Raw genomic sequence first — 11646 nt, 5'->3', positions numbered from 1 at the left:
AACGCACCTAGCTTCGCCGCACAGGCACACCATCCACTTAACTATTGAATCATGGCTCGGGAACGATTGAAGAAAGAAGAGCTCGACCGCTTGCTGGGCGAACTCTTCGGCGAGCGGCGCTTGCTCATGTACAAGCTCGACCGCGTGCGCAAGGCGATCAGTGAACTGAAGACCCTTCGCGCGAGCAAGGCACTGAACGAGGCAGCACCGGCCGATGGCGAAGCACCCAAGCGCGGTCCGGGCCGCCCGCCCGGCAGCGGCAAGGGCAGGCGCCGCAAGCTCGGCCGTCCGAAGAAACGCCGCGTTGTGGGCGGTTACCGCTTGAACAGCTGGGACAACATGATCGTGGCCGCGGTGACCGGCGCCAACCGACTGCTCACGAAGCAGGAATTGCTTGCGCACAGCATCGCGTGGGCCAAGAAGAACGAGCCCAAGACCAATAAGGCCGGCGTGGAGGTGAAGCTCACGCGCACCTTGCAGAAGCTCAGCGGCCGCCGCGCCGTGCTGGGCAAGCACCGCAGCGGCAAGCTGAAGGGCCTGCACTACGGCATCATGGATTGGTTCTTCCACGGCAAGCTGCGCCAGGAGCACAAGGACAAGGTGGTGCTGGGCAAGAAGTAGCGCATCGCTGCTGCCCGAACCGCACCGGTACCTTTGGCGTTCACCGCCGAACGCTGAAGCACCCGCATGCGCGCCTTTACCATCCCTACGCACTACCGCAGCAATCTGGTCGGCAGGCTCAAGGCCCACCGTAAAGCACAGGACCCGCGCAAGCGCGACCTCTCTCCTTCACTGCTCGACCTGGGTCCTGTCCGCTTCGTCTTCGCCCGCCACTTCGGCTTCTGCTATGGCGTGGAGAATGCCATCGAGATCAGCTACAAGGCGCTGGAAGAGAACCCCGGGAAGCGGATATTCCTGCTCAGCCAGATGATCCACAACCCCGCGGTGAACGATGACCTCACCGCGCGCGGCATGCGCTTCATCCAGGACACGCATGGCCAGATGCTCATGGACTGGAGCGAGCTCACCGCCGACGACATCGTGATCATCCCCGCCTTCGGAACCACGCTCGAGACCGAAGCGCGGCTCAAGGCCATCGGCATCGACCCGCTGAAGCACAACACCACCTGCCCCTTCGTGGAGAAGGTGTGGAACCGCAGCGCGCAGCTCGGCGAGAAGCAGTACACCGTGGTGATCCATGGCAAGGCCAGGCACGAAGAGACGCGCGCCACCTTCAGCCACACCGCCGCCGGAGCGCCCGCGGTGATCGTGAAGGACATGGCTGAGGCGCAGGAGCTCGGCCGCATCATCAGCGGTGAACTTCCTGCTTCACGCTTCCACGAGTTGTTCGGTACGCGCTGCACACCGGGCTTCGACCCGGCCAAGGACCTGCAGCGCATCGGAGTAGTGAATCAGACCACCATGCTGGCCACGGAGACACAGGCCATCGCCGACCATTTGAAGCAAGTGATGGCCGCGAAGCATGGAGAAGCCGGACTGAAGAACCACTTCGCCGACACGCGCGACACGCTCTGTTACGCCACCAACGACAATCAGGACGCTACCTACGAATTGCTGAAGGCCGATGCCGACCTCGCCCTCGTGGTGGGCGGCTACAACAGCAGCAACACCAGCCATCTGGTTGAACTGCTGGAGCAGAAGTTCCCCACCTATTTCATCCAGGACGAGAGCGAGATCCTCAGCGCGGAATCGATCCAGCACTTCAACTACCCCGCGCACGCCATGGAGAGCACGCGTAACTGGCTGCCCGCGAAGCGCCCGCTCACCATCATCATTACCAGCGGCGCCAGTTGCCCGGACACGCTGCTTGACCGCGTGATGCTGAAGGTGCTTGGATACGTGGAGGGGGCGAAGGACCCGGAACGGGCCGTTGCGGACCTGGCCATTTGAGCAGCGGGCCGCTCTTGCTGCGAAGGGAAAAGAAAAGCCCGCACAGCGCCAGGTTCAAGGAACCCATGGAATCACATGGGCGGGACCGCGATGATGGTTTCCGTAATCCTCTTGTGCCCTAAGGCATCCGCCCGAAAGCGGCTGAGGCCCGCCGTACGCCACCCAGGGTGCAGTCCCTGATGGAAATTGTTGGTTCCGATGAACAGCTGGACTATGCGGGCTTCGCGTTGACGGCCTGATGGCCGATGTGATGCTCGATAGTGCGATGGAAAGAACAGTGGGACGAATGTAAGGGCATGGCGGGGCCGATGCGATGATTTTCGCCAGCGATTCATTTCCGCGATCCCAGCATCATGGCACCGCCGACCATCAACATGATCGGCACGGCACCGGCCATGGACAGCATGGCACCGTTCTTCCACAAGATGAAGGTCGACCAAGCGCCTGCGGCAATGAGCAGTGCGCCGATGAAGCCCTTCAAGTAACTGTAGCTGCCGGGATCCTTCTGCGCATGCACCTTCAGCTCAGCCTTGCCGATCTGCTGCAGGATGAAGGCCATTTGATCCGGCCCCAGGCCTTCCGCCGCCAACCACTCGCGCACTTGCGCGCCGGTGCGGCCGTGCTTCTTCAATTCAAGCCCATCACGGATGTACCGGTCGATGTCGGTGGGCATGCCTATTCATGATCGCGGCCATAGCCCTGTTGCCGCTCCTTCCACAACTCCTCCTCCGCGCGCAGCACCGCCTTGAGTGAGTCGCTCACGTCCTTCTGCTCGAATCGGTCGAGGTCGGGCTGGCCGGCATCGACCCATGCCGTGTACCAGAAGCTGCCCACCGCGGCAATGCTGGCGTTCATGCGGCGCTCGACCATTCCTTGCATCTTGTCCTCATACGCTTCGGCATACTCACGGGAGTAGAGGCGCATGCCGCCGCGTCCACGGTCCTCAAAGGTGTAGCGACGGTCCTCGGGGAATTCCTGGCTCAGGCGCTTCTCGATGCCCAGCACGCTATCGAGCAACTGGTGGCTCACGAACACGGCCTCCCAAGCTGCAGAGAGCGGATCCTTCACGTATTCGGCCCGGCCCACGAGGTGATCATAGTTCTCGGCGCTCAACTCGGGTATTCGGCTCTCCCAGAAGGCGTGGATGCCGTGCTGGCCGGTGAGCTGGCCGTTGTAGTTCTCGGTGGTGTGCAAGGGCACGTGCGCATCGCCGATGTAATGGCCGATATCGGCGGCATAACGGAGGATGCGGTCCACATCGCCGCGCATGAAGGCTCTCACCAACCGGCCGTGCATCACTTCGACGTGCCATGGCACAATGCCGTAGGCCTTCAGGGTATCCTCGCTGTACTTGGCCACGGCATCGTTCCATTTACGGGGCATCGCGGCGAAGGGATCCTGGCCGCCCTTGGCATAATGGTCGATGTCGATGTAGTGGCGCTCGGCCTCACCGGCAACGGCATAGCGGCGACGGTCGGGATCCACGGCGTGGTCGCTGATGAAATCGATGTGGCGCTTGAAGAAAGGGAAGAGCTCGGGCGGCAGCGTGTAGCAGGCCATGCGGTTGATGCGCTTGTGGCCATAGAAGCCCCAAGCGTTGGCGGTGGGCGCTGTGCCAGGTGCCAGCAGCAGTGCCACGGCGCCGAGGAGGAGCAAGCAGATGAGGGTGCGGCGGATCATATGGATTCAGGCGGCATGCGCACGAGTTCCCCGTCGCGGAGCATGGGGATCACACGGCTCTGATCGGGCGTGAGGCAGTACTTGGCATCGGGGAGCAGGTGAAGCTGCTCGATGCGACGCCGACGCGGCGCGGCTTTCAGGATGCTGAGGAAATTGTCGCGCGCGGCCATGAACATGTACTTGGCGGCGATGCTGCTGTCCTCTTCCACGCCGAATTTCCCGCTGTCGAGCAGGCGTTCCATCACGGCACCGGCATATACGCTGTCCTCCAGGTTGAATTTGTCCTTCCAGCCGGAGCAGAGCAGCAGGATGTTCTCATTCTGCTTCACCAGCCATTCGCTCAGCGCGCTGAGGTTGAGGAATGATCCGATCACCAGTTTGCGGGCATCCTTGGCCAGGTTGATGGCCTTGGTGCCGTTGGTAGTAGTCATCACGATGGTCTTCCCGCGCAGGTCCTGCCCCACGTATGCGAGCGGCGAATTGCCGTACTGGAAGCCTTCAACCACTTCGCCGTTGCGCTCGGCCGCGGCGATGTAGCCCGGCCGGCCGATGTATTGACGGGCCTCTTCGATGGTGCTCACCGGGATGATGCGGTCAACGCCATGCTCGAAGGCAGCCACCATGGCGCTGGTGGCGCGCAGCACATCGATCACCACCACGATGCCCATGTCCTGCGCGTAGAGCGGGTACTGCGTGGGCACGAAGCACGCCTCCACACGGTACTTGTACTCGCTATTGACGATGGGTTCCTGCATGCGGAGAAGTCCCCACAGAGATACGCAATCAAGCGTGAACGAAGGCGCCCGTGGGAGAACGCCGATGATCAGCCCTGAGTGAGGAAGGGCATCTTCATCACCACGCCCTTGAGCTGCTTGCCGCGCGCATCGATGCTGATGGCAGAGCCGGGCGCGCTCAGCGCCGAGGGCACGTAAGCCATGCCGATGGGCTTGTTGAGGGTGGGGCTCATGGTGCCGCTGGTGACCACGCCGATCGCGGCTCCGGACGCGTCCACCACGTTCATGCCATGGCGCGGGATGCCACGGTCAATGAGCTCGAAGCCCACGAGCTTGCGGGAGGTGCCATTGTCCTTGTGCGCCTTTATGGCCGCGCTGTTGGTGAAGTCCTTGGTGAACTTGGTGATCCAGCCCAGTCCGGCTTCGATCGGCGAGGTCGTGTCGTCGATGTCGTTGCCATAGAGGCAGAAGCCCATCTCGAGGCGCAGGGTGTCGCGCGCGGCAAGGCCGGTGGGCTTGATGCCGAATGGCTTGCCCGCTTCCATGATCGCGTGCCAGGCCTTCTCCGCCAGCGGGTTCGGCATGTACACTTCGTAGCCGCCTGCACCGGTGTAGCCTGTGGTGCTGATGAGCACCAGGCCCACGCCTTTCATCTCGGCGTACATGGCCGTGTAATAGGGCATGCTCGCGATGTCCTCCGTGAAGAATCCCTTGAGCGTGTCCACGGCCTTGGGCCCTTGCACGGCCAACAGGCTCATGTGATCGCTGATGTTCTCCAGCTTCGCATCGAAGGTGTTGAGGCTGTTGATCCAATTCCAGTCCTTCTCGATGTTGCTGGCATTCACCACCAGCACGTAATGGTGATCGTCCTGATGCTGCATGCGGTACACCAGAAGGTCGTCAACGATGCCACCCGTAGCGTTGGGCAAGCAACTGTACTGCACCTTGCCAACGGTGAGCTTGCTGGCATCGTTGCTGGTCACCTTCTGGATCAGGTCCAAGGCGCCCGGGCCGCGCACGATGAATTCGCCCATGTGGCTGACATCGAATACGCCAACGCTATTGCGCACGGTGCTGTGCTCATCGATGACGCCGCTGTACTGCACAGGCATCAGGTAGCCTGCGAAGGGCACCATCTTGGCGCCGAGCGATTCGTGGATGCTGGTGAGCGCGGTGCGCTTCAATTCGGTGGTGGTCTCGCTCATGTGCGTTGCAGGATTTCGTTGAAGTGCTGGAGGTAGCGGTCGCGCCAGGCGCGGGTCGAATAGCGTGCTTCCACCGTGCGCCGTGCCTCTTCCCCCATGCGGCGGCGAAGGTCGGCATCAGCGATCAAGCGTGCGATGCTGTCCACCCATTCCTCGGTGGTCCGCGGCAAGTATCCGTTCACGCCGTTCTGGATGATCTCGGAGTTCACCCCAACCGGGCTCATGAGGGTGGGGATCCCGAGGGCCATGTATTGCAGGCCCTTGAGGCCGCATTTGCCGCGCGCCCATTCGTCATCTGGGAGTGGCATGATGCCGATGTCCATGGCACGCAGGTCATCGAGTTCGGTGTCCTTCCGCCAGGGCAGGCCAGTGATGCCCAGTTCCGGCACGCGAAAGCTGCCGTCGCCCACCACGCGGAAGCAGACCTGATCGCCGAAACGCTCGTGGATGGCCTTCAGCGCCGGAATGGCGTACTGGAAATGCTGGATGGTGGTGATGCTGCCGCTCCAGCCGATGCACACGGGACCGGGAGAACGGCTCGTGCGCGGTGTGTATTCATCGGTGTCGATGGTGGTGGGCACCACGTGCACGTTGGCATTGAATTGCCGGGCGTAATCGGCCAGGTAATCGTTGCCGGCGAAAACGCGGTCGGCCAGGGCGATGAGCTTGCTGGTCTTGCCCGCGTCCTTCACCCAGCGCCAGCGGCGGTTGGCGGCGCTCACGTTGCTGAGCCAGATGCTGTCGTCGAAATCGAATACGATGCGCGCGCCGAGCTTCCGGCATTGGCGCTCGAACCAGGTGCTGCGGGTCATCAAGGCCTCGCGCTGGATGAAGACGATGTCGAATTCCTTGAGCCTGGCCAGGTCGCGCTGACGGTGCATGAAGCACTTGGCCACGAAGCGCAGCTTCTTGAGGAAATGGCCGGGGGCATAGAAGTAGGCGTCGTCGCTGGGACCCACCAGATAGCTCAGCTCGCAGCGGTAGCCCTGGGCCTCCAGATGCGGCATGTACTGCTCGAACCGGAAGCGCTGGCTGGGATTGCGGCCCGCGCGGTGCGGCGCCACGAAGAGGATCGAGGGCATCGGATGGGCGGCCGAAGATAGCCGGGGCCTATTTCACCATCCAGCTCGGCGGCAGGCCTTGTTCGATCTCGATGTGGCTGAATCGGCTGCTCTCGCGGGCGCCGGTTGCCCTGGCCCAGGGCGCCATGCGCGCAAGTCCTTCGGCCAATGTGGTCTCCCGTCGCTTGCCGAAGATGCGCTCCACCTTACTGTGGTCGCTGAAGGCGAAGACGACCTCATTGCGGGCGTCGAGGTGTCTCACTTCACCCTTGATCCCCATCGCCTCCTGCACCAGCGTGGCCAATTGGTTCACGGTGCAAGGCGTGTCGGCGCCCACGTTGAAGACCTCACCGAAGGCCGAGGGCGTGAGCGCCGCCGTGGCGATGATCGGCGCGATATCGCCGATGTAGGTGAAGGCGCGCTTCTGCTCGCCATCGCCGAACACGGTCATGGGCTGGCCCTGCATCAACTGGTTCATGAAGATGCCCACCACGTTGCGGTAGCGGTCGCCGAGGTTCTGGTACTCGCCATAGACGTTGTGCGGGCGGACCACCACGTACTCCAGCCCGAACATGTGCCGGGCGGCGTAGAGGTCCATCTCCACGGCATACTTGGCTACGCCATAGGGGTCCTCGGGCTTGGGCACCATGTCCTCGCGCATGGGCGGCGGCAATGCCCCGTACACGGCGATGCTGCTGGTGAACACGAAGCACTTCACCCCGTGGCGCACGCTGGCATTGATCAGGTTGATGCTGCCGATGAGGTTGTTGGTGTAGTTGAAGCGGCGGATGAAATGGCTGAGGCCCTCGGCGGCATAAGCGGCCAGGTGGTACACGTAATCGAAGCGGTGCTCGGCGAAGAGGCGCTCGACCAGGTCATGGTCGGTGATGCTGCCTTGCACGAAGACGGCGCGCGGATCCACCTGATCGGCGAAGCCGCCGCTGAGGTCATCGAGCGCCACAACAGTGTGTCCTAGCGACAGCAATTCCTTGACGACATGGGCGCCCATGAAGCCGGCGCCTCCGGTGACGAGTGAAACGGGCATGCGAATGGATTGGGGCGAAGATGGCGGTTGAAGACGTTGGCAGGTGCGCGTGGATGCCAGCCGCGATCAGCCGAGGTGCTCATTCAGCGCATGCTGGATGCGCGCATTGATGTCGCTGGTATCCGCGGGCACGAACGCTTTGCCCGTGATCCGCTCATACAATTCCACATAGCGGTCCGTGACGCTCTGCACGAACGCATCGTCCATCACCGGCACCTGCTGGCCCTCTTTGCCCATGAAGCCGCCGGCGATGAGCCACTCGCGCACGAACTCCTTGCTCAATTGCTTCTGCCGCTCGCCCTTGGCCTGCCGTTCAGCAAAGCCATCGGCATGGAAGTAGCGCGAGCTGTCGGGCGTATGCACCTCATCAATGAGCAGGATGCGGCCATCGGCTGCGCGGCCGAATTCGTACTTGGTATCAACGAGCAGCAGGCCGCGCTCCTCGGCCATGCGTGATCCCTCCGCGAAGAGCGCCAGGGCATAGCGGCTCATGGTTGACCATTCCTCGGAGGTGCACAGTCCGCGCGAGAGGATCTCATCGGGCGTGATGTCCTCATCGTGGCCCTCGTCGGCCTTGGTGCTGGGGGTGATGATCGGCCCGGGCAGGCGATCGCTCTCCTTCAATCCTTCCGGGAGCGGGGCACCGCAGAGCATGCGCTTGCCTTCGGCATAGGTGCGCCAGGCATGGCCAGCAAGGAAGCCGCGCACCACCATCTCCACCTTCACCGTCTCGCAGGCGTGGCCGATCACCACGTTGGGATCGGGCTGGGCGGTGGCCCAATTCGGAGCGATGGCAGCCGTGGCCTTCAGCATATGCCAGCTGAGCTGGCTCAGCACCTGGCCCTTGTGCGGGATGCCGCGCGGCAGCACCACATCGAATGCGCTGATGCGGTCACTGGCCACCAGGATGATGCGGCCATCGCTCAGGGTATACACATCGCGCACCTTGCCGCGATAGACCTTCTGGATCAACGGGTGGCTCAGTTCGCTGCGGATGAGCGTGGTATCGGTCGTGGTCATGCTAGTCCCCTTCTTCGTTCTTCATTCTTCATTCTCCATTCTTCATTCTCCATTCTCCATTTTACATTCTCCATTCTTCATTCTACATTCTTCATTCTTCATTCTTCATTCAAATTCCCTCCCCTCATCCCTCCCCCTTCCGCTCATGCTCCGCGAACGCGCCCAGCACGCGCGTCACAAGCTCGTGCCGGATCACGTCGCGCACATCGAGCTCAATGATGGCGATGCCCGGCACCTGCCGAAGCATATCAACCGCCGGCATCAATCCGCTGGGCTGCCGGTCAGGCAGGTCCACCTGGGTCACATCGCCGGTGATGACGAACTTGGCGTTGCGGCCCATGCGCGTGAGGAACATCTTCACCTGCGGGAGCGTGGCGTTCTGCGCTTCATCGAGGATCACGAAGGCATTGTCGAGCGTGCGGCCGCGCATGAAAGCCAGCGGCGCGATCTGGATCACGCCTTCCTCCAGGTATTCGCTCAGGCGCGCTGCCGGGAGCATGTCCTTCAGCGCATCATACAGGGGCTGCAGGTAAGGATCGAGCTTCTCGCGCAGGTCGCCGGGCAGGAAGCCGAGGTTCTCCCCCGCCTCCACCGCAGGACGTGTCAGGATGATGCGGCGCACGCTGCGCTCCTTCAGCGCCTTCACCGCGAGGGCCACCGCCGTGTAGGTCTTGCCGGTTCCGGCCGGGCCGATGGCGAACACCATGTCGCTCTCGCGCACGGCCTCCACCAAGCGCTGCTGATTGGGCGTGCGGGCCTTCACGCGCAAGCCGGCGTTGCCGAACACGAGCACGCCGTCCTCACCGTCTCCGCCATCGCGGGGGGCATCGCCGCCGCCCATGATATCGTCGAGCACCTTGCGCGGCAGCTCGTTGTACTTGGCCACATGGCCCAGCAGCTCCGCGAAGCGCGCGTCGAAGAGCGCGATGTCCTCGGGGGCGCCGCTCACCTTCACGGTGTCGCCGCGCGCCACGAGGCTGAGCTTGGGGAAGAGGCTGCGGATGATCCGCAGGTTGGCGTCGTTGGCGCCGAGGATATCCACGGGATCAACGCCCGTGATGGTGATCAGCTTCTCGCTCAAGGTTCAGCGGCGGTGTGTTGAGAACTTCCCGGAATGGCGTTTCACCGCCCTCTAGTTTTGACCGCCCGAAGGTAGAGGCTATCCACCACGCGCGATGGCGATCATCACCCTCACCACCGACATGGGCACCAAGGACCATTATGTGGCCGTGGTGAAGGCGGCGATCATGCAGCAGGAGCCGGGCGCAACGGTGGTGGACATCACGCACGAGGTGAAGCCCTTCCACACGGCCATGGCGGCGCATGTGGCCCGCAACGCCTTCCCCGCCTTCCCGTCCGGCAGCATCCACATCATCGGCGTGAACCCTGAGGCCGATGCCATCACCGCGCACGTGGTGGCGCGCCATGAGGGGCACCACTTCATCACCGCCGACAATGGGATCCTGCCGCTGGTCTTCGAGGGCAAGCCCTACGAGGCCTTCGAGCTCACCATGAAGCTCGACGACCACCATGCCGCATTCCCTACGCGCTCGGTGTTCGTGAAAGCGGCCTGCCACCTGGCGCGCGGCGGCACGGCAGAGACCATCGGGCGCAAGATGACGGCGCTGCGCGAGCTCATCGGCTTCGCGCCCTCGATCCAGGAGAACGCCATCGTGGGCCGCGCCACCTACGTTGACCATTACGGCAACGTGATGACCAACATCAAGCGCGCGCTCTTCGACGAGATGCACGGCGGGCGCACGTTCCGCATCCGCTTCGGCCGCACCGCCAACGACCTCACGAAGATCCATTCCACCTACGGCGATGTGCCCAACGGCGTGTGCCTGGCCTTCTTCAATGCCAGCGGGCACTTGGAGATCGCCGTGAACAAGGGCAGCGATGGCAACGGCGGCGGCGATTCCAAGCTGCTGGGCCTGCACGAGGGCGATGCCGTTCGCGTGGAGTTCGGCGCGAAGCGGTAGAGCAATTAGCCCCTAAGCGTTCAGAATTCCAGCGCCTCGGTTTACCGAAGGAGGAATCGCCGTGGTTCTGGCTCGGGTACCGGCTGCCAGCGGCCATCCAAGTCTCACACCATGCCCTTGGTGCCTATTGTTATGATCGGCCCGAAAACAGGGTAAGCCTACAGTCGGAAATTGCGGCTCCGGTCCCGCAGGGTCCGCCTCGCTCGCGCACCATTCAATGCGCGGCGAGACCCATGCGGAGGTATTCGCGCGTGGGCGGGCGATCGGCGAAGACCCTGCGTGGGCAAAAGCTTCAAAGCTGCTGGGCCTGCACGAGGGCGATGCCGTGCGCGTGGAATTCGGCGCGAAGCGGTAGAGCAATTAGGCCCTCAGCATTCAGAGTTCCAGCGCCTCATTTTACCAATGGGTGAATCGCCGTGAATCTGGCTCGGGTACCGGCTGCCAGCGGCCATCCAAGACTAACACCATGCCCCTGGTGCCTCTTGTAATGATCGGCCCGAAAACAGGGGAAGCCTACAGCTGCGGTACTTGTTGGTGGCGGCATCGGTGTATACTGTACTCAGAGTATTGTTCCCGCATGCCGCCATCGGTTAAAAAGCACACAACACAAAGCAAGGCAGCCAAGTACTGTCGTAACGCGATAGATCCACTTGTTCGCGAGCATTCGCTCCTTTCTTCTTGCGGCGGACTCATGCTCAAATGTGTGGAAATATGTATGAACCCGACTCTTGAACCTTCGGTATGCAAGATACTCGCACAACAACATAAATATCGTTATGCACAAGCCTGCTTTGTACTTGGTCGTGTAAGGAATGTCAGGGATTCCTTCTAGTGCACTTGTTGATATCATGGTCAGAGTACATAGCGCCAAGAATGCCAGATTCACGAGCACGATGAGCGCTAGCCATATTGCTGCGTCGAACAAGGCGCTACTGGATTGCACATCGACACCTGTTCTTTCGGCGTGAATGGAGGCGCGGTGATAGACAAAGTATGTGATGTACTCAA

11 protein-coding genes are annotated in these 11646 nt (G+C 62.2%); 3 read left to right on the top strand and 8 right to left on the bottom strand.

Annotated features, from left to right (window positions below; translation table 11 throughout):
* Window positions 1-51: 51 nt before the first annotated feature.
* Together IPK70_08070 and IPK70_08065 are read left to right on the top strand one after the other, a co-directional pair.
* Complete coding sequence (locus IPK70_08070) at window positions 52-621, top strand: hypothetical protein (GenBank protein MBK8227119.1); 570 nt, start codon at window positions 52-54, stop codon at window positions 619-621.
* Window positions 622-687: 66 nt separating this feature from the next.
* Window positions 688-1911, top strand: coding sequence for a 4-hydroxy-3-methylbut-2-enyl diphosphate reductase (locus IPK70_08065; protein MBK8227118.1), 1224 nt, complete (start codon window positions 688-690; stop codon window positions 1909-1911).
* Between the two features lie 331 nt (window positions 1912-2242).
* On the opposite strand, the gene IPK70_08060 is transcribed toward IPK70_08065, so the two are convergent.
* From IPK70_08060 to IPK70_08025, 8 genes are all read right to left on the bottom strand, one after another.
* On the bottom strand, window positions 2243-2584 hold the full coding sequence (locus IPK70_08060) for a hypothetical protein (protein ID MBK8227117.1): 342 nt from the start codon (window positions 2582-2584) through the stop codon (window positions 2243-2245).
* Between the two features lie 2 nt (window positions 2585-2586).
* Entirely contained in the window at window positions 2587-3591 is a 1005-nt protein-coding gene (locus IPK70_08055) for a S1/P1 Nuclease (GenBank protein ID MBK8227116.1), read from the bottom strand.
* A complete protein-coding gene (locus IPK70_08050) occupies window positions 3588-4346 on the bottom strand; it encodes a 2-phosphosulfolactate phosphatase (GenBank protein ID MBK8227115.1) in 759 nt (252 codons plus the stop codon). The genes IPK70_08055 and IPK70_08050 overlap by 4 nt, the downstream gene beginning before the upstream one ends.
* Before the next feature lie 68 nt (window positions 4347-4414).
* Window positions 4415-5509, bottom strand: a complete 1095-nt coding sequence (gcvT, locus tag IPK70_08045; protein ID MBK8227114.1) for a glycine cleavage system aminomethyltransferase GcvT — start codon at window positions 5507-5509, stop codon at window positions 4415-4417.
* Window positions 5510-5526: 17 nt separating this feature from the next.
* Entirely contained in the window at window positions 5527-6612 is a 1086-nt protein-coding gene (locus IPK70_08040; GenBank protein ID MBK8227113.1) for a glycosyltransferase family 4 protein, read from the bottom strand.
* A 28-nt stretch (window positions 6613-6640) separates the two neighbouring features.
* A complete protein-coding gene (locus tag IPK70_08035) occupies window positions 6641-7636 on the bottom strand; it encodes an NAD-dependent epimerase/dehydratase family protein (protein ID MBK8227112.1) in 996 nt (331 codons plus the stop codon).
* Window positions 7637-7702: 66 nt separating this feature from the next.
* On the bottom strand, window positions 7703-8656 hold the full coding sequence (locus tag IPK70_08030; GenBank protein ID MBK8227111.1) for a phosphoribosylaminoimidazolesuccinocarboxamide synthase: 954 nt from the start codon (window positions 8654-8656) through the stop codon (window positions 7703-7705).
* A gap of 124 nt (window positions 8657-8780) precedes the next feature.
* A complete protein-coding gene (locus IPK70_08025) occupies window positions 8781-9737 on the bottom strand; it encodes a PhoH family protein (GenBank protein MBK8227110.1) in 957 nt (318 codons plus the stop codon).
* 94 nt (window positions 9738-9831) lie between these two features.
* On the opposite strand from IPK70_08025, the gene IPK70_08020 reads away from it, so the two are divergent.
* Entirely contained in the window at window positions 9832-10638 is an 807-nt protein-coding gene (locus IPK70_08020; protein ID MBK8227109.1) for an SAM-dependent chlorinase/fluorinase, read from the top strand.
* The last annotated feature ends 1008 nt before the right edge of the window (window positions 10639-11646 follow it).

Source organism: Flavobacteriales bacterium, from assembly GCA_016712535.1.
Taxonomy (GTDB): Bacteria; Bacteroidota; Bacteroidia; order Flavobacteriales_F; family PHOS-HE28; genus PHOS-HE28.
The sequence above is the reverse complement of the archived record's forward strand: the minus strand, read 5'-3'. Positions and strand labels throughout refer to the sequence as shown.

Excerpts from the sequence above, each read along its gene's own strand:
- IPK70_08070 (MBK8227119.1), top strand. The coding sequence starts at position 52 with ATGGCTCGGGAACGATTGAAGAAAGAAGAGCTCGACCGCTTGCTGGGC.
- IPK70_08065 (MBK8227118.1), top strand. The coding sequence starts at position 688 with ATGCGCGCCTTTACCATCCCTACGCACTACCGCAGCAATCTGGTCGGC.
- IPK70_08060 (MBK8227117.1), bottom strand. The coding sequence starts at position 2,584 with ATGCCCACCGACATCGACCGGTACATCCGTGATGGGCTTGAATTGAAG.
- IPK70_08055 (MBK8227116.1), bottom strand. The coding sequence starts at position 3,591 with ATGATCCGCCGCACCCTCATCTGCTTGCTCCTCCTCGGCGCCGTGGCA.
- IPK70_08050 (MBK8227115.1), bottom strand. The coding sequence starts at position 4,346 with ATGCAGGAACCCATCGTCAATAGCGAGTACAAGTACCGTGTGGAGGCG.
- IPK70_08040 (MBK8227113.1), bottom strand. The coding sequence starts at position 6,612 with ATGCCCTCGATCCTCTTCGTGGCGCCGCACCGCGCGGGCCGCAATCCC.
- IPK70_08035 (MBK8227112.1), bottom strand. The coding sequence starts at position 7,636 with ATGCCCGTTTCACTCGTCACCGGAGGCGCCGGCTTCATGGGCGCCCAT.
- IPK70_08030 (MBK8227111.1), bottom strand. The coding sequence starts at position 8,656 with ATGACCACGACCGATACCACGCTCATCCGCAGCGAACTGAGCCACCCG.
- IPK70_08020 (MBK8227109.1), top strand. The coding sequence starts at position 9,832 with ATGGCGATCATCACCCTCACCACCGACATGGGCACCAAGGACCATTAT.